Source organism: Wohlfahrtiimonas chitiniclastica (assembly GCF_002252325.1).
GTDB classification, from domain to species: Bacteria; Pseudomonadota; Gammaproteobacteria; order Cardiobacteriales; family Wohlfahrtiimonadaceae; genus Wohlfahrtiimonas; species Wohlfahrtiimonas chitiniclastica.
Genome location: NZ_NEFL01000002.1, coordinates 245614 through 263547, shown reverse-complemented (window position 1 = coordinate 263547; position 17934 = coordinate 245614). Strand labels below are relative to the sequence as shown.

Annotated in this window: 23 protein-coding genes; 22 read left to right on the top strand and 1 reads right to left on the bottom strand. The window is 46.5% G+C overall.

Annotation, left to right across the window (positions count from 1 at the left end):
* Nucleotides 1-221: 221 nt before the first annotated feature.
* From B9T10_RS06535 to B9T10_RS06520, 4 genes are read left to right on the top strand one after another with little or no spacing between them, the layout of a single operon-like run.
* Nucleotides 222-1094, top strand: coding sequence for a hydrogen peroxide-inducible genes activator (locus tag B9T10_RS06535; RefSeq protein ID WP_008315834.1), 873 nt, complete (start codon nt 222-224; stop codon nt 1092-1094).
* Nucleotides 1095-1111: 17 nt separating this feature from the next.
* Entirely contained in the window at nt 1112-2089 is a 978-nt protein-coding gene (moaA, locus tag B9T10_RS06530; RefSeq protein WP_008315835.1) for a GTP 3',8-cyclase MoaA, read from the top strand.
* A 24-nt stretch (nt 2090-2113) separates the two neighbouring features.
* Nucleotides 2114-2320 carry a hypothetical protein gene (locus B9T10_RS06525; RefSeq protein ID WP_008315836.1) on the top strand — a complete coding sequence of 69 codons (207 nt, stop codon included), beginning with the start codon at nt 2114-2116 and terminating at the stop codon, nt 2318-2320.
* Nucleotides 2320-3033 carry an HAD-IIB family hydrolase gene (locus B9T10_RS06520; protein ID WP_094538115.1) on the top strand — a complete coding sequence of 238 codons (714 nt, stop codon included), beginning with the start codon at nt 2320-2322 and terminating at the stop codon, nt 3031-3033. Before B9T10_RS06525 ends, B9T10_RS06520 begins: the two co-directional genes overlap by 1 nt.
* Here the strand turns inward: B9T10_RS06520 and B9T10_RS06515 are convergent, their stop codons facing one another.
* Entirely contained in the window at nt 3034-4098 is a 1065-nt protein-coding gene (locus tag B9T10_RS06515; protein ID WP_094538114.1) for a methyltransferase, read from the bottom strand. It abuts the gene before it with no gap.
* A gap of 103 nt (nt 4099-4201) precedes the next feature.
* On the opposite strand from B9T10_RS06515, the gene B9T10_RS06510 reads away from it, so the two are divergent.
* Genes B9T10_RS06510 through B9T10_RS06425 form a run of 18 tightly spaced genes read left to right on the top strand, consistent with a single transcriptional unit; the run spans nt 4202 to nt 17923 of the window.
* Nucleotides 4202-4888, top strand: a complete 687-nt coding sequence (locus tag B9T10_RS06510; RefSeq protein ID WP_094538113.1) for a beta-ketoacyl synthase chain length factor — start codon at nt 4202-4204, stop codon at nt 4886-4888.
* Complete coding sequence (locus B9T10_RS06505; RefSeq protein WP_094538112.1) at nt 4888-5676, top strand: lysophospholipid acyltransferase family protein; 789 nt, start codon at nt 4888-4890, stop codon at nt 5674-5676. The genes B9T10_RS06510 and B9T10_RS06505 overlap by 1 nt, the downstream gene beginning before the upstream one ends.
* Entirely contained in the window at nt 5673-5933 is a 261-nt protein-coding gene (locus B9T10_RS06500) for a phosphopantetheine-binding protein (RefSeq protein ID WP_008315843.1), read from the top strand. The genes B9T10_RS06505 and B9T10_RS06500 overlap by 4 nt, the downstream gene beginning before the upstream one ends.
* Before the next feature lies 1 nt (nt 5934).
* Nucleotides 5935-6180, top strand: coding sequence for an acyl carrier protein (locus tag B9T10_RS06495; protein ID WP_008315845.1), 246 nt, complete (start codon nt 5935-5937; stop codon nt 6178-6180).
* A 31-nt stretch (nt 6181-6211) separates the two neighbouring features.
* Nucleotides 6212-6748: a COG4648 family protein gene (locus tag B9T10_RS06490; RefSeq protein ID WP_094538111.1), complete on the top strand. Its 537-nt coding sequence runs from the start codon at nt 6212-6214 to the stop codon at nt 6746-6748.
* On the top strand, nt 6748-8058 hold the full coding sequence (locus tag B9T10_RS06485; protein ID WP_179220633.1) for an AMP-binding protein: 1311 nt from the start codon (nt 6748-6750) through the stop codon (nt 8056-8058). The genes B9T10_RS06490 and B9T10_RS06485 overlap by 1 nt, the downstream gene beginning before the upstream one ends.
* Nucleotides 8051-8401 (top strand): ApeI family dehydratase, encoded by a 351-nt coding sequence (locus B9T10_RS06480; RefSeq protein ID WP_008315850.1) that lies wholly within the window; start codon nt 8051-8053, stop codon nt 8399-8401. The genes B9T10_RS06485 and B9T10_RS06480 overlap by 8 nt, the downstream gene beginning before the upstream one ends.
* Before the next feature lie 3 nt (nt 8402-8404).
* Complete coding sequence (locus B9T10_RS06475; protein ID WP_094538109.1) at nt 8405-9145, top strand: glycosyltransferase family 2 protein; 741 nt, start codon at nt 8405-8407, stop codon at nt 9143-9145.
* Nucleotides 9138-10106: a lysophospholipid acyltransferase family protein gene (locus B9T10_RS06470; protein ID WP_094538108.1), complete on the top strand. Its 969-nt coding sequence runs from the start codon at nt 9138-9140 to the stop codon at nt 10104-10106. The genes B9T10_RS06475 and B9T10_RS06470 overlap by 8 nt, the downstream gene beginning before the upstream one ends.
* Complete coding sequence (locus tag B9T10_RS06465; RefSeq protein ID WP_063455577.1) at nt 10081-10518, top strand: acyl-CoA thioesterase; 438 nt, start codon at nt 10081-10083, stop codon at nt 10516-10518. The genes B9T10_RS06470 and B9T10_RS06465 overlap by 26 nt, the downstream gene beginning before the upstream one ends.
* A complete protein-coding gene (locus tag B9T10_RS06460) occupies nt 10497-11093 on the top strand; it encodes a LolA family protein (RefSeq protein ID WP_094538107.1) in 597 nt (198 codons plus the stop codon). The genes B9T10_RS06465 and B9T10_RS06460 overlap by 22 nt, the downstream gene beginning before the upstream one ends.
* Nucleotides 11071-13368, top strand: coding sequence for an MMPL family transporter (locus B9T10_RS06455; RefSeq protein ID WP_094538106.1), 2298 nt, complete (start codon nt 11071-11073; stop codon nt 13366-13368). The genes B9T10_RS06460 and B9T10_RS06455 overlap by 23 nt, the downstream gene beginning before the upstream one ends.
* Nucleotides 13368-13931, top strand: coding sequence for a DUF3261 domain-containing protein (locus B9T10_RS06450; protein WP_008315856.1), 564 nt, complete (start codon nt 13368-13370; stop codon nt 13929-13931). The genes B9T10_RS06455 and B9T10_RS06450 overlap by 1 nt, the downstream gene beginning before the upstream one ends.
* Nucleotides 13932-13944: 13 nt before the next feature.
* The gene (locus B9T10_RS06445; RefSeq protein ID WP_094538105.1) at nt 13945-15132 is read left to right on the top strand and encodes a beta-ketoacyl-[acyl-carrier-protein] synthase family protein; all 1188 of its coding nucleotides are present in this window, start codon (nt 13945-13947) and stop codon (nt 15130-15132) included.
* Nucleotides 15116-15556: a hotdog family protein gene (locus B9T10_RS06440; RefSeq protein WP_063504140.1), complete on the top strand. Its 441-nt coding sequence runs from the start codon at nt 15116-15118 to the stop codon at nt 15554-15556. The genes B9T10_RS06445 and B9T10_RS06440 overlap by 17 nt, the downstream gene beginning before the upstream one ends.
* A 6-nt stretch (nt 15557-15562) precedes the next feature.
* Nucleotides 15563-16282 (top strand): 3-ketoacyl-ACP reductase FabG2, encoded by a 720-nt coding sequence (locus tag B9T10_RS06435; protein ID WP_094538104.1) that lies wholly within the window; start codon nt 15563-15565, stop codon nt 16280-16282.
* On the top strand, nt 16279-17505 hold the full coding sequence (locus B9T10_RS06430) for a beta-ketoacyl-ACP synthase (RefSeq protein ID WP_063455570.1): 1227 nt from the start codon (nt 16279-16281) through the stop codon (nt 17503-17505). Before B9T10_RS06435 ends, B9T10_RS06430 begins: the two co-directional genes overlap by 4 nt.
* Nucleotides 17506-17548: 43 nt before the next feature.
* Nucleotides 17549-17923 carry a hypothetical protein gene (locus B9T10_RS06425; protein ID WP_094538103.1) on the top strand — a complete coding sequence of 125 codons (375 nt, stop codon included), beginning with the start codon at nt 17549-17551 and terminating at the stop codon, nt 17921-17923.
* Nucleotides 17924-17934 lie beyond the last annotated feature (11 nt).

Below are 17934 nucleotides of genomic sequence, written 5' to 3'. Positions count from 1 at the left end.
TTTCATCACCCCCTGATTTTTTATCGGATATTCATGAATAATTTAAATGTGCCAATGAAGTGAAAAATTGAGTGATTCTGATCAAAAATTGGAAAGATTGATCTTAGGGTCTGAAGCCTGTACCCTAACTTTTTTATGCGCAATGGTGTTATCATTGATAAAATAATGAAATGATTATAACAATGCAACTTTGAGTGGTTTACTTTATAGGAGTCTGACTGATGAAATTGAACGAACTTAGGTATTTCCTAGCAGTGGCCGAAGAGAAACACTTTGGTCGCGCGGCTCAGAAATGTTTTATCTCACAACCTGCCCTCTCGATCGGCATCAAAAACTTAGAATACTCTTTAGGTGTGACGCTGTTTGAGCGTTCTGCCAGTGAAGTATTTTTAACGCCCGAAGGATTAGAGGCCTTACCTAAGGTTAAACAGATTTTTGCCATTGTGCAACAACTCAAAGAGTTACGTGTTTCTATTAACTCTGCACAAGGCGAGTTGAAGCTTGGCATTATCTTTACGATCGCCCCATATTTACTACCGCGCGTGATTCCTGTGTTAAAAGAAGCCGCGCCAGAATTGACGCTCAACATCTTTGAAAACACAACCGACAACATCATTCCTATGCTCAAAAGTGGCGAGATTGATGCAGCGATTGTGGCACTACCAATTTATGAGCCCTCTTTAGCCGTCGATGAATTGTATGATGAAGAGTTCTATGTGATCACGCCAAAACATCATCCGCTCTCTGGCGAATCTTCCATTGATGCTGCGGTGATTCATGAATATGATCCATTATTGCTAAACATTGGTCACTGTTTCCGTGATCAAGTGGTGGAGCAATGCCCAGAAATCAGCTCAAATAATGCCCATCATTATTCATTAGAAACCATCCGTAACATTGTGGCATCTGGCCAAGGCATCTCAGTTTTACCAAAGTATGCATTGATCAATGACCACGTTCAAGAGCTCATTGCTTGTATCCCTTTCAAAGCGCCTGTGCCTAAAAGAAAAATTGGTTTGGTGTATAGAAAAGAGTATACTCAGCTCAAGAAGTTAGAGTTACTTTCTGAATGCATTAAGTCACTCCACTTATAAGTTGTGTGAGGTAAGTTATGTTAGTTGATCAGTTTGGCCGTACAATCGATTATGTGCGAATTTCCGTCACCGATAAGTGCGATTTACGTTGCACTTACTGTATTCCTGAGGGATTTCGCGATTTTGAGGTGCCGCAAAACTGGTTGACCTTCGATGAGCTCACGCGCATCATTCGTAACTTTACAGAGCTTGGGGTTAAACGCTTTCGCTTAACAGGCGGCGAGCCTTTATTGCGTAAAGATCTCCCTGAGCTTGTGGCTTCCATCAAAGCCATTGACGGCGTTGAAGATCTCTCCATGACCACCAACGCCACCCAATTAGAAAAACATGCTGTGGCTTTAAAAGAAGCAGGACTTGACCGCTTAAACATCAGTTTAGATGGATTGACCACATCGGTGATCAAAGAGATCACAGGGCTCAACTGCTTTAACAAAGTCTACAACGGCATTATGGCTGCAAAAAATGCAGGCTTTAAACAGATCAAAATCAATATGGTGCCCATGCTCAATCTCAATGATAATCAGATTGAGCCAATGATCGCCTTTTGCATCGAGCATGGTTTCATTTTGCGCATGATCGAAGTGATGCCGATGGGCGACACAGGGCGCAATACACAAGGCAAGAATCTCTCTGATTTTCTCAAAGAGATTTATCATAAATATGATCTCGTCGAATCCATGCAAGTGCGTGGCGGTGGCCCTGCACGTTATTGGCAATCTAAAGATGGCAAATTCACCTTAGGCTTAATCACGCCAATTTCGCAGCATTTTTGTGAAACGTGTAACCGCGTGCGTTTATCTGTTGATGGCACCTTATATATGTGCCTTGGGCAAAATGAGCAATATGCGCTGCGTGATTTGGTGCGCTCGCCTGATTGCACGGATGAATCGATTAAACATGCGATTCGTCAAGCCATTGATCTAAAACCTGAAAAACATGAATTTGTCGAAGATAAAGGCAAAATCGCGCGTTTTATGTCCATGACGGGCGGTTAATTAATCATTAAAGAGGAGTTTTGTATGAGTCAAAAATATGGCGTTCGCATGACGCTGCCAGAAAACAATCCATTGAACGCCGAGCACTTATTAGGTGCCGATTTTACCGCAGAGCGTTGGTTTGACACAGAAGCTGAGCGCGCGGCCTTTTTAGAATCGTATCAAACCCCTTTTATCTTTTATCGTAAAAGCGATACCGCAACCCTTCATTATCAATTGCTTGAAAAATAATGCAGTTTGTTTTTGATTTAGATGGCACGCTCTGTTTTCAGGGCATGCCATTGTCTTCTGACATTGAGGCAGCCCTCAAAGCCCTCAATGAAAACCATACATTAACCATCGCTTCTGCGCGCCCGATTCGGGACATTTATCCTGTCATTCCGACATGGATGCGACAACTCAATTTAATTGGCGGCAATGGTGCGCTTGTCAAAACAGGTGATGTCACAACCGCCACCTACTTTGATGATTTCTCGCCTTTAGCTCAACTTCTAGAAGATTATCCCATCGATTACTTAGCGGACAGTGATTGGGATTATGCCTATACAGGCGCACAAGATCATCACATTTTTGGCAAAGTCGATGAGCTCAAACTTGCCCGCAATCATTCGTCGTATCACACATTGCCAAGCATCATTAAATTGGTGATGATGACTGATCACCCCAAGATTTTAGATGCCATTGCCAATTTGCCCGTGGAAGCACACATTTATCACAATGAAGCGTTGATTGACATCAGCCCGGCTGGCATCACGAAATATCGTGGTGTGCAAGCCCTTGGCATTGATGAATTCATCGCCTTTGGCAATGATGCCAATGACATCAGTCTCTTTGAACATAGCTGTGAAAGCATTTGTGTGGGCGCGCATCCAAAAGCTTCCGCTTGTGCCACGCGCACCATTGACAGCGCCCACGTGGCACGCACCATTTTAGAGTATTGCTGATCACTCACACATCAGTAACGTGTGATAAGGACCGATGCCTCTCACCTCTTTCACAATGGACAGCCCTGCCGCCTCGATATAAGATTTAAATACTTCAGCCTCATAAAAGCGACTGTTGCCATTGGCGATCGCCGTAAAATATAACGAGGATGCATTTAAGCTAAAAGCGGCCGCTTCAAACTGTTGTTGATCCCAGAAGATCTCCAAAATACAGACTTTTGCTGTGGGGGCTTTTGTCGCTTTGATGAGTGATAAAATGCGAACAATCTCTTCTCCACTGAAGCAATCTAAAAACTGACTCATCCAATAGAGATCTGCAGCATTTGGCAAATCCTTCGCGGTGAGAATGTTCAATGAATGTGTGTCAATGCGATCAGATAAACCCGCTGCCACAATGTTTTCAGTGGCAAGCCCCACTTGCTCGGGTAAATCTAGAATCGTCACGTGTACATCTGCACTCTTTTGACAACACGCCATGGAAAATTTCCCAGTATTACCACCAATGTCATAAATGTGGGCAGGTGATTCAGCGAGCACCACATTAAGGGCGGCATCAAAGGCACCATCTGAGTAAAAATGATCATACTCGAACCAGCTCTTTTGCTGCGTCGGCGTCAGATCTTTTAAATGGCGATAAAAATGCTCAAAGTTACCGAGCGATTTTAAGCCTTGTGGGGTATTGCTGATTAAAGATGCTTTTAAATGGGATAAGCCGTCATAACAGATGTCCCGCGTGAAATCCATGTTGATGCGCGTCATCTCATCGTGCAGTAAAAAGTGTCCAGTTTTGGCTAAATAAAAACGGGCATCTTGCTGATAAACGATTGAACAGCTCAACCCCATGTCAAGCAAAACACTGACAGAATATTCACTCAATGATCCTTGATCGACGATCTCACGCAAGGTTAACCCGTTTTTTTTTGCTGCATCTAAATGGGCTAAAATGCCAAAATCACGCAAACAAACCGCCGCTTGGAAAATCATGGGCGCAAAGGCAATGCGCTGTGCTAATGTAATGGCTTCTAATGCATTTAATGAGTCTTTATTATAAAAATCTGATGGCACAATTTGCCCCTTCGCTCGGATCAATCATTGAAAAAATGCATTCTAGCAATTAAATAATTATTTTGTATAATATCGCACACGATTTCTCTGATAAATTAAGCACATGCAATTTTACACTGACATTTCTCACATCGAAGGATTGACGGCAAATGAGCCTGTCGATGGCGCGCCCACTGCCCCATTTGACTACCCTAAAACGCCAAGCATTCCGATGATGCAAGCGCGACGTATGAGTCTTGCGGCTAAACTTGCCTGTGAAGTTTTCATCAGAACCCTAAAAACCACACCGGTGGATGCTGCCATTTTTTTAAGTGAGCATGGCGAACTTGAGCGCAGCTTTAATGTGATCAAACACATTGCAAACGGCGAAAGCGTCTCCCCGACAGATTTTTCAATGAGCGTGCACAATACAGCGGCGGGTCTGGCCACCATTTTAACGCGTACGCCCATTGAGGTGACATCGATTGCCGGCGGTCAAGATGGCTTAATCCATGCCCTCAATGAAGTTGTGGCATTGCAGCACAGCGGACACCATCACATTGCCTTGATTGCCTTTGATGGCGAAGTGCCCGATTTTTATGCCGCCCATGGTGCAATGTTAACGCCAGCGTATGCCATGGCTTTGGTATTCAGTCCGGGCGATGCATTTACCATCACCTGCACCCACAGTGAGCCACAAACCCTCACAGAGCCTTTACCGCTGAGATTGTGGCGCGATTGGCAAACTGATCCCTCTCACATCACATTGCGTGGGCAACGCCTCACCTGCTGCATTCAGAGCAAATCATAATGTATCAAAAACTCAATTGTCTGTGGCGCATCTCTATGACAGGTGTCGCCTTTGCCCTCTTTGGCATGGGTGGACTGATTCTATCGATGATCATTTTTCCGTTGCATCATCTAATGGAACGTGATCATCAGCGACGCAAATGCTTTGCACAAAAAGCCATTGGACGCACATTTCGTGCCTTTTTATGGTGGTTAAAAACCTTTCGCGTGTTTCAATACCGCTTTGAAGGCTTTGAGACGCTCAACGAAGATCAAAATGTGATTGTGGTGGCCAATCATCCAAGCATTTTAGATTACGTCTTTTTAGCCTCCCGCATTGATCATTGTAGCTGCATTGTGAAAAAAAAACTCTTAGAGAATATCTTTATGAAGGGCGTCATTGGCGCGGCCGATTACATTCCTAATGATGAAACCGAAGGCTTCATTGCATTGTGTGAGGAAAAACTCAGCCCACAAGATAAATTGCTGATTTTTCCAGAAGGCACGCGCACCACCGCAGGCGAACCCCTTCGTTTACAACGCGGGGCGGCAAACATTGCCCTTCGCACTCAAAAAGACATTCGCTTGGTGAGCATTGACCTTGACCAACCGATGCTCACAAAAGAGCTCAAATGGTATCAAGTGCCACCCCTGCAGCCCACCTTCATCATTAAAGTACAAGAGAAGATAAATATTTGTACGTATTTAAACTCAGAACATCGTTTAAGCTATCAATCGCGTCAATTGACGGATGATTTAACCCAACGATTGCAACACAATCTACAACAATCAAAAAAGGACACTGCATGAGCCTTCATGACGACATTAAACAACTGATCATCGACTCTCTGAATTTAGAGGGCATGACCATTGATGACATCGACACCGATGCACCACTTTTTAACGAAGGTCTAGGCTTAGATTCCATCGATGCCTTAGAGCTTGGTTTGGCCATTAAAAATCATTTCAACATTGTGTTATCGAGCAACACGGAGGACAACAAAGCCTACTTTGCTTCTGTGGCAACACTTGCCGATTACATTGCCTCTCATCACAAGGAACCCTAGCATGACCCGCGATCAAATCTATGCCCAAATCGTCAGCATCATTTCAGAGTTGTTTGAAATTCCACCTGAAGATATCCGTTTAGATTCTAATTTATATACAGAACTTGATTTAGACAGCATCGATGCGGTGGATTTAGTGGTACAGCTGCGCAAAGTGCTCAAACGCGATATTGAGCCTAGCGTCTTTAAACAAGTGCGCACCGTCAATGATGTGGTGGATGTGATTGAAAACATCCTCAAAGACTAAAGGACACTGGCTAAAAGCACTGCTCACTCCCTTGAGCATTGCCCTAATTGGCCTTTATCCGCTCATCATCTTTTTTGGCATGGCCATCATTCCCTTACCAGTCATGGTGAGTGTGATGGCGCTCATTTTTGCTGTGCGCTATTTCACCCTAAGCGAACAGCACTCTGAGCTCAAATCAGTGATGCGCCTCATTTTAATGATTGCATTGATTCTGTGTCTGTGTGCGCTGTTGTTTCGATCTTTGCAGGTGATGCTCTATTATCCCGTGGTGGTCAATGGCGTGATGCTCTCTGTTTTTGCACGCTCTTTATATGTGCCACCGCCCATCATTGAGCGGTTAGCAAGATTACGCACGCCTGATTTACCCAAAGCAGGCATTGCTTATACTCGCACCGTCACAAAAGTGTGGGTGGGCTTTTTCATCCTCAATGGCAGCCTTGCTTATCTCACCACGCAGATGGATTTTGCCATTTGGACCCTCTATAACGGGCTCATCAGCTATGGTTTAATGGGCGCATTGTTCCTAAGTGAATGGTGTGTCCGTCAGCGATGCATGGCAAAAACATAATGCGCTACCAGGACCTATTTTTACAGCACAATCCCGCAGCCATTCGTTACATCGATGGGCAACGTGCGCTGTCATTTTCTGATCTTAAAGCACGCATTGCCACCCTTGCCCATCGCCTTCACAACATGTCAGAGCAGCGTTTTGTCATTGCCACCCTCAATTGTTTTGAGGTCACTGCCTGCTTTTTTGCCCTATTATATGCAGGCAAAACACCGGTCATCCTTGGGCACACCCGTGAAAAACTCTTGGCAGAACAGCGTGAACATTATGATGCCATCTTAACGGATCGAGCGATATCATTAGAGGCGCCTTGCCTGATGCTTGATGAGATCACAACACAACATTTACCGCTCGATTTTTCAGCGCCCATCGAAGATCAAGTGGTGCACTTTTTTACCTCAGGCTCAAGTGGCATTGCCAAATGCATTCCTAAACGCGTGGCGTTGCTCGCTAAAGAGAGCGCATTGCTACAGCAAACATGGCCTTTAATGCAGGGCACGGTGGTGATTGCCACTGTCTCGCCGCTGCATCAATATGGCTTAACGTTTAACATCCTTTGGCCATTGATCAATGAGGGCTGCGTTTATATGCACGCCATCACTTATCAAGAGGAGCTGGCAGGATTGCCACGCAATCGCCGCTATGCATTCATCACAAGCCCGGCATTTTTAAAGCGTTTAGATCCTGCATTAATGAGCCCACTTGAAATGACACACATTTTTTCCGCAGGCGGCCCCTTGCCATCCGCGGCAGCCCATGAGTGCGAAATGCGCTTGCAATGCGCACCGATTGAGATTTATGGCAGCAGCGAAACCTGCGTGATTGCCCATCGCATGCCCACAAAACACGCGCTGTTTCAGCCTTTTAAGGGCATTGAGATCATGCAAAACAATGATCAAACGCTCCGCTTATCCTCACCTTTGATAGACGCTGCTGATTTTTCCCTCAATGATCGCATTGCCATCCACTTTGAGGGGTTTGAACTCCTTGGGCGCACCGATCGCATTTTAAAAATGGAAGAAAAGCGCATCTCTTTGACAGAAATTGAGGCGCGCATTGAAGCCTATCTGCCAAACTGCACCGCTCATCTCGTACCCTTAACCCATGGGCAGCGAACCATTTTAGGTGCTGTGCTTGTGATGGCACAACCCCATGATCCGCAGTACCTCATTCGTGATCTCACCGCCCATCTCAAAGCCTATATTGAGCCCATTGCCTTACCAAAACGTTGGCGATTGATTGACAAAGCACCCGTCAATGCGCAAGGTAAAGTGAGCCACTATGATTTAAAGGAGCTCTTTGATGATTAAAAAATTCTCCGAAGCTGTCGTGTGCGAGCAACAATCAAGCACACACGTGACCTTGCAGATCACCATTGAACCTGATCTATTTTGGTTTCAAGGTCATTTTGACACCTTTCCATTACTCGCGGGCGTTGCCCAAATTGATTGGGTGATGCATTATTTTGCCCAATACATCCGCGATGATTTACAATTCAATGGCATTCAACAGGTGAAATTTCAACAGCCGATCGTGCCCAATGATGTGATCACCTTAACCCTTGATGCCCCATCAGATACCCTATTGACCTTCGAATTTAAAGCCGATGCGACTAAAAGCAAGGGCAAAATTCGCCTCAAACCCAAAGGATGATCCATGAGCACGCATCGACCCTGTTTTGTGATTCCCTGTTATAACCATGCGGCAGAATTATTACCCTTAATGCCTGATTTAGTGGCATTTGATCTGCCCATCATTGTGGTCAATGATGGTTCAGATGCTGACAACACAGCGCGCCTTCAAGCCATTGCAGATGAATATGCCATCCATTTACATCATCACACCCATAATCAAGGCAAAGGGCAAGCGATGATCACAGGGCTTGAAATGGCCGATCAACTCGGCTTTACCCATGCCATTCAGATCGACAGTGATGGACAGCATCAACTGGCAGATGTGCCAAAATTTCTTGCCCGTTCTGAAGCTGAACCTGACGCTGTGATTTCTGGGCAACCCGTTTATGACGCATCCATTCCTAAAGGCCGTTTATATGCCCGTTACATCACCCATTTTTGGGTGTGGGTGGAAACCTTATCCTTTGACATTAAAGACAGCATGTGTGGCTTTCGTGTTTATCCTGTGGGTATGACTTTGTATGTGATTGAAAACTCAAAAATGGGTGTGCACATGGATTTTGACACCGAGATTTTAGTGCGCCTGCATTGGCAACATGTGCCGATGATTTTCATTCAAACACAGGTGATCTACCCTGAGCATGGCGTCTCTCACTTTCGCATGCTCAAAGATAATGTGCTCATCTCATGGATGCACACGCGCTTAGTCTTTGGCATGCTCAAACGCTTGCCCTGCTTATTGCGGAGAAAATTGCATGGCTAAATCTCACGATTGGCATCAACAACCGGAAATGAAAGGCGCGCTCATTGGCATTCGCATTTTATTGTGGATCGAGCGATACCTTGGACGCCCCTTTTTCACCGTCATTTTGTGGCCGGTGATGAGCCTCTATTGGCTCTTTGGTCAAACGGCTCGCCGGGCATCAAAGGAGTATTTAACAACACTGCACCGCTATGGCCGCGCCCACAACATCAGACTGCCTAATACCTCTTCTCTGGCACATTTTATGAGCTTTGGGCAAGCATTATTGGATAAACTGCTGTGCTGGAGTGGTAAAATTCAGCTCAAAGATGTGGTGCTCAGTGATGAGAGCCGCGATATTCTCAATCGCCGCGAAGGCATGCTCATCATGGGCAGCCATTTAGGCAACATTGAAGTGTGCCGGGCACTGGCTGAAATGGAAACCACACAAACCATTCATGTCTTGATGCAAGTGGAGCAAACTGCCGGCTTTAATCAAGTGCTCACAGCATTGAACCCTCAATCACAAATCAATTTGGTCTCCATTTCTGACATCACGCCAGAAACCATGATCTTTTTAAAATCTGCCCTCGATCGTGGCGATTACGTGGCGATTTTAGCCGATCGCTTGCCTGCCGCCCATCATCATCGTTCGGCAAATTATGCCCATGTGCTCAATTTTCTTGGGCGACCTGCGGCTTTTCCCACAGGCCCCTTTGTGCTTGCAATGTTGCTCAAAGCGCCCACTTATTTTATGGTGGGCTTAAAAATGGGCACGCAATACCACATTCATCTTCACGCTTTAACGGCGCCAAACGTAGCACGCGGCGAGCGCACACAAGCGATGGTGAACATGATGCAAGAATATGTGGATCATTTGACCCATTATTGTCTGAGCGCCCCGTTACAATGGTTTAATTTTTATCCTTTTTGGCAACCCATCGAAGGAGCCACGCATGAAACGTCCACAACCCCTCGTTGAACATTCTGTGCCGTATGTGGTGCCATTTTATGATTTAGATCCCCTTGGCATCGTGTGGCATGGTAATTATCTGAAATATTTTGAAAAAGCCCGTGAAGCATTGATGATCAAATTAAACTATGGTTATCAAACCATGGCACACAGCGATTATATTTTCCCGATTGTGGAAAGCCATGTGAAATACATTAAACCGTTGGTGCATGAGCAAGCCATTATCATCACCGCGCAATTGATGGAATATGAAAACCGCTTGAAAATTCATTACCGCATCACAGATCAAATCCATGGACACAAACTCACAGAAGGCTACACCACACAAGTGAGTGTCAATCGCAACAGCCGTGAATTGGAATTTCAATCCCCCCCTGAACTCATTAGAGGTGTGCAACAATGTTTAAATCACTCTCTGTAATCCTCATTGCACTGGCATCATTGTGTCTAAACGCATGGGCAACGCCTGCCTTGCCTGCAGCATTTCCAGTATTGTCGGCAGATTTTAAGCAAGTGCGCACCATCGAAGGCTTGCCACAACCGATCATCTCCACTGGGCACATAATCATTTCTGACAAGCATGGACTCTATTGGGAACAACAAACCCCGTTTATGCTGAGCATTCTCTTTACGTCAAAACACATGGTGCAGCAGATCGAGCACGGTCAAAAAGAGGTGATCACCGCTAAAAATAACCCCATGCTCTTTCAATTCAATCAACTCCTCTCCGCCCTCTTTACAATGGATCCTAAAGTGATTGAGCAATACTTCACGGTGACAGAACGCACTGAAAAAAAGGGGCTGCAAACTTTGGTGCTGACACCGAAAACGGCGCCCTTTAACCAAATCTTCCGCTCCATCACCTTAGTGCATGATCAATTCATTCGTGAAGTGGCACTCAAAGATCAACAAAATGATGTCACTCACCTCTATTTTACCCATCATGCAACCGCAGATGCCTTAAGTGATTTTGATGCCAAACGTTTTAACCCCTAATTCCATCAAAGCCCTCGCTAAACTTTGGGGCATGGTGATTTGCGCGATGCTGCTGCTCTTAGCGTGGCTCATCCCCCACAGCCGCATTAACAGCAATCTCTTTGATCTATTGCCTAAAGAGAGCGCTGCCGCTTATCCTCCTGCTTTAGTTGAAGGCTACCTCAACACCCTTGATCAACAGTTGGTGTGGTTAATCTCAGCGCCCTCAGTCGAAATGGGCGAAGCGGCCGCCACTCAATTTGTGGATGATTTAAAAAACATTGACCACATCACCCACATTCAGGCACAAAAATCCCCTGAGGATTTACGCGCGTGGCACGATGCCATTCAAAGCGCCCCGATGTTGATGCCACACAATTTCTTTGAAAAAATGGCGGATCAAAGTTATTTGCCCTGGATTTTATCTCAGCTGTATTCACCCTTTTCAGGCGTGTCGATGGCAGAGATCAAGCATGATCCTTTATTGCTGACCCGTGCATTTGTCCTCAATCAAATGCAGCAACATCAACAGTTTTCCCTGATAAATGGCTGGGTCACCCTCACAACGAACGATCAAACCTGGTTTCTCATTCGTGCAGAAATTGCCGATGATGCCCGCGGCATGCTGCAACGCAAACCCATTGCCAATGCGCTTGAATCAGCAAAAACACACTTACTGCAAAACTTTAACTCTGTCACACTGTTACAAAGTGGCGCCCTCTTTTATGGCAATCATGCAGCCACACTCGCTGAGCATGACATCACAACCATTGGACTGACTTCTTTGATTGGCATCATCGTGGTGTTTTATCTCTTTTTCCGCTCATGGCGTGCCATAGGCTTAACGCTGTTCACATTGACCCTTGGCAGTCTGTTTGGCCTAACCATGGTGCTCCTCATTGATCATGAGATTCATCTCATCACCCTAGTGATGAGCACGAGCATCATTGGTGTGGCGATTGATTACACGCTGCTTTTTCTCACCTTTAGAAGTTTGCTGCCCAATCTTTCAGGCATTGACACCATTCGCACGATCTTCTCACCACTTGTGGGCGCATTGATCAGCACAGTGCTTGCCTATGTGGTGCTACTGTTTGCCCCGTTTGCAGGGCTGGCGCAATTGGCCATCTTTACCATCACAGGATTGCTGTGTGTGTTCATCACCATTGTGGTGTGGTTTCCCTTCACACGCCCCTTGCCCACACGCACCACACCGCGTTTATTGCATCACATCACAAGATACACAAACGCTTGGCAAACCCAATCTTTGCTTCGCATCGGTTGCCCCATTTTATTATTGATCATTGCCACCACAGGAATGCTTCAACTGAAAATTGATGATGACATTAGCGCACTGCAAGACCTGCCTAAAACGTTGGTGTCAGAGCAACATGCCATCGGGCAACTGCTCAAACAAAACATGGATCAACGTGTGGTGATGGTGACCGCAGATTCACCTGATGGACTCATCACCAACCTAGAAGCCCTAACGCCCACCTTTGACCATTGGGTGCAACAAGGCTGGATCGAAGGTTATCAGCCTCTGCCCTTTGCCTCGCATGCCACACAAACCGCGCGTTTAACGCAATTAAAGGACACATTACCGCATTTAATGACGCAATACAGCAGCCTTGGCATCACAGTTGATGAGATCACGCTGCCTGAACAGCCCATGCGTCTATCCGAGTGGCTGCATTCACCCTTAAGCGAAGGATGGCATCTACTCATTCAAACGCTGCCGAATGGTGAGAGCGCCGCCATTGTGCCCATCACACATATGCACAATGCCACTGCCATTGAAGCGGCCACACGCGATCATGCGAATCTTCATTGGGTGGATCGCAAAGGTGAATTGTCCACACTGTTTGGGCAATATCGTCACACCATGCAATGGCTGCTCGGCGCTGCGTTAATGATTGTGATGATCGCCTTATTGAGTCTAAAAGGCATTCAAAATGGCATGATCAGCAGCATTGTTTTACTGCTTGCGATTGCGTTGCCCCTTGGGATTTTTGGATGGTTTGGCATCACCCTTAATCTCTTTGGTGTGATGGCGTTGATCCTAGTGCTTGGCATCAGCATTGATTATGTGCTGTTTTTCAGCAGTCGTAACCCTGCGCCTATCTTATTGATCACCTTGATGTTAGCCGCCCTCATTTCTGAGCTCACCTTTGGCTTATTGGCTTTGAGTCAAACCAATGCCATCTCAGGCTTTGGGCTCATTTTATTACTTGGCATTGCCACCGCTTTGCTGCTCGCCCCATTAGCACGCACGCGTGCCCCTTCGGAGTTATGATGATGAAATGGTTATATACGGGCATATTGCTCATGTTCCTCAGTGGCTGTGCGCATCCACCAAAGCTCGCCCCCACAGAATTTCACCTAACGCAGCGCTTGATCGCTCAATTACCTGCGCCAAAATCACATGCACCCTTTCACTCTCAAGCGCTCATCACCACCGCTGTGCGTGGCCATGAGCTCTCCTTTATGGCAATGGTGACGATTCAGGATCATACCTTAACCCTTATGGCGCTCACACCTGTGGGCATTCGTGTGTTTAAAACTGTGTACGATGGTCACACCATCACAACAGAACAGTATCTGCCCAACATTCCTCTGCCGAATATGCCAGAAATTTTAGGCAATTTCATGCTCGCTCATTATGATGCTCAAGCCTGGCAAGGACATTTACCAGAGACGGTTCACATCCATGATGCGGGTTTAACACGCACATTGATCAATGATGCGCATCAAACCATTCTCACCATCGAATATGTCCAAAACGGCCGTCAAAAAGTGCCCGTACAAATTCACAACGAGGTGCTAAACTACACCTTAACCCTTAAAAATATTCAGTGATGGGAGCAACTGCATGATTTACATCAACGCCCTTGGCCTCGTCAATGGCCTTGGCATGGACAATGCGCGCATTGCGCACGCCTTAAAGTACGGGCAATCAGGCTTGGTGCGAGATGAATGCGTCTTGCTTGATCACTCACCGACATACCTTGGCAAAATCACAGGCACTTTACCCACCATTGCCACTGAATTGATGCAGCACAACTCCCGCAATAATCAATTGACTTTAGCCGCTTTGATGCAGATTGACACAGCCGTTGCCGCGCTCTTAGCGCAATATTCTACAGATCGTATTGGCATCATCATGGGCACAAGCACCTCTGGCATTGCCGAAGGGGAGCGCGCCCTTGCCCATCATTTAGCCACTGGCGAATATGACCCTGACTTCCACTATCAGCAGCAACTATTTTCTGATCCCAGTGACTTTTTAGCCGCACATCTTGGCATCACGGGCCCTTGTTATACGGTTTCTACGGCATGCTCCTCAAGTGCAAAAGCCATCAGCAGTGGCGCCGCCCTCATTGAGGCAGGCATGATTGATGCCGCGATTGTGGGCGGCACGGACTCTTTATGCCAATTGTCCGTAAATGGCTTTCATGCATTAGGGGCATTGTCGATGACGCGCTGCACACCGTTAAGTCAGAATCGCAGTGGCATCAACATTGGTGAAGCCTCAGGCTTGATGATTCTCTCAAAAACAGCAGCACCGCTGGCATTGCTCGGTTATGGTCATTCATCGGATGCCCATCACATCTCAGCGCCCCATCCTGAAGGTCAAGGGGCGCAAGTGGCCATGGCGCGCGCCTTAGCACACGCGAATCTTTCGCCATCAGAGATTGGTTACATTAATCTTCATGGCACTGGCACATCCCTCAATGATTCAGCAGAAGCAAAAGCCGTACATGCCATTTTCAATGATCAAGTGCCCTGCAGTTCCACAAAGCATCTCACCGGGCATACATTAGGCGCAGCGGGCATTACTGAACTTGGGTTATCTGCGCTCATTTTGCAGCATAATTTACCCTTACCCATCCAAGCCTTTAGCCCTGAACATCCACGAGATGATGCATTGATGCCAATCAATGTGGTGACCACACCACAAATGATCACCACTCCCATCATTTTGTCAAACTCCTTTGCCTTTGGTGGCAACAATACAAGTTTAATCATTGGAAAAACAGCACATGTATCAAGCCATTGAACACTATTTACCACACAAAGCACCCATGATTTTATTGGATCACGTGGTCGATTGCGCCGATGACTTCACACGCTGTGAAGTAACGGTGACAGATGATGGCGTCCTAGCACCATTTTTAACCACAGAAGGGTTACCTGCATGGTTTTTTGTGGAAATCATGGCGCAAACGGTGGGCGTTTGGAACGGGCTTCGCCTTGAAAAGGCTGAACGTTCCCCCGCGATTGCCTTATTGTTAGGCATTCGTAACTTCATCACATCGGTTGATTATGCAGCCCGCAATGATCATTTGATCGTGCGTGCGGATATGGTGCTCTTTGATGAAGTCCTCAGTAATTTTAAATGTGAACTTGCCCTCAATGGCTCGGTGGTGGCATCGGCGAACATTGTGGCATATGAAGCAAGTCATCTATCAAACATTAAGTGAGTGTATATGCATAAAGTATTAGTCACCGGCGCAAGTGGCGGCTTAGGCCGTGCCATTGCCGAACGTCTTGCACAAGCAGGGTATCATATTGTGCTTCATTATTTTAGTCATCAAGCGGCTGCTCAGGCGTGCCTTGACCGCATCTTAAATGAGGGTGGCAGCGGTGAGCTATTGCAGTTTGACGTCAGTGATCAAGCCAGCACACGCACCATTTTAGAGCACCACATTGACGCACATGGGGCATTTTATGGCATCGTGAACAATGCGGGCATCATTCGTGATGGTGCATTTCCTGCTTTGTCAAATGATGATTGGAACAGCGTGATTCACACCAATTTAGACAGCTTTTTCAATGTCATCCATCCGTGCATCATGCCCATGATCCGTTTACGCCAAGGCGGGCGCATCATTACTTTGTCTTCAGTTTCTGGCATTATGGGCAACCGCGGGCAAGTCAATTACAGCGCAGCTAAAGCAGGCGTCATCGGTGCAACAAAAGCTTTGGCCGTTGAATTGGCCAGCCGTAAAATCACCGTCAATTGCATCGCCCCAGGCATCATTGAAACAGATATGACCTCAGATTTTACCGAAGAAGCCCTCAAATTAGTACCCATGCAGCGCTTTGGTAAACCACAAGAGATCGCCAGTTTAGCGGCCTACTTAATGAGTGATGATGCCGCTTATTTAACGCGCCAAGTGATCTCTGTCAATGGAGGCATGCTATGAAACGTGTCGTGGTTACAGGCATGGGCGGCATCAGTGCCCTTGGGCAATCGTGGGCAGAGATCAATCAAGGCTTGCAGCGCTATGAAAACACCACGCGCTACATGCCGCAATGGGAAATTTTCCAAGGTTTACATGCAAAAATTGCCGCCCCCATCACAAACTTTACACAGCCTGCACACTATCCGCGCAAAAAAATTCGCAGCATGAGCCGTGTTTCCATTTTGGCCACCGCCGCTACCGAACATGCACTGGCCATGGCAGGATTATTAGAGGATCCCATTTTAACAAGTGGCGAATGTGGCATTGCCTATGGTTCCTCCACAGGTGGCACCGGCGCGGTGGCTGAACTTGGCAAGCTCATCACAGAACACTCCGTCTATAACATCAATGCCACCACCTATGTCAAAATGATGCCGCACACTGCAGCTGTCAATGTGGGGCTCTTTTTTGGATTGCGTGGCCGCGTGATTCCCACCTCTTCCGCTTGCACATCCGGCAGCCAAGCCATTGGTTATGCGTATGAAGCCATCGCGATGGGTCAACAAACTGTGATGGTGGCAGGTGGTGGTGAAGAGCTCTGTCCTTCTGAAGTGGCGGTGTTTGATGTGTTATATGCCACAAGCACACACAATCAAACACCACAATTGACCCCTAAACCCTTTGATGCCACACGAGATGGCTTGGTGATTGGTGAAGGCGCTGGGACATTGATTTTAGAAGAGTACGAACATGCCAAAGCCCGCGGTGCCACCATTTATGCTGAAATTGTCGGCTTTGCCACCAATTGCGATGCCACCCACGTCACAGAACCGAATAAAGAGACCATGGAAATCTGCATTGCCAAAGCATTAGATCATGCGGGCATTGCGGCTTCAAACATTGGTTACATCTCTGCGCACGGCACAGCGACCACCAAAGGTGACATTGCAGAAACACAAGCAACCTTTCATGTGCATCAGTCAGCCACACCCATTTCATCCTTTAAAAGCTACGTGGGGCACACGCTCGGTGCTTGCGGCGCATTAGAGGCATGGGCGGCCATTGAGATGATGAATCAAGAGTGGTTTCATCCGACACTGAACCTCACAACGCCCGATCCATTGTGTGGTGATTTAGATTACATTCAAGGCGAAGGGCGCACCATTGCCACCGAATTTGTACAGAGCAATAATTTTGCCTTTGGCGGGATCAATACTTCCCTTGTTTTTAAAAGAACTTTATAATTGCCGTGGATTATCAATCAACTAGATCACATAAGGATCATTTATGAAAAAAATTATCACCCTCATTGCCACACTTTTTTTCATCACCGCGTGTACAACCACAAGCCGCGTTTCTGATTACAATCGTCACAGCGAAGTGGCATCAACCTACACGCCTGCCCAAATCCGTGATGCCATCATCACAACGGGTAAGGCACGCAAATGGCAAATTCAAGAAGTGACCAAAGATGCCGTGATTGCTAAGCAAGACATTGGTAAAGGTCGTTATGCGGTGACAGAAGTCAGCTATGGCCGCGGTCACTATGACTTTAAACTTTTGAAAAGTGAAGGTTTAAAACAGCAAGGGAAATCAGTGCATCGCCGTTACAGCCATTGGATTCGTTTATGGAATGATGACATTCAAGCGAAGTTAAACTGATTCACCCATGA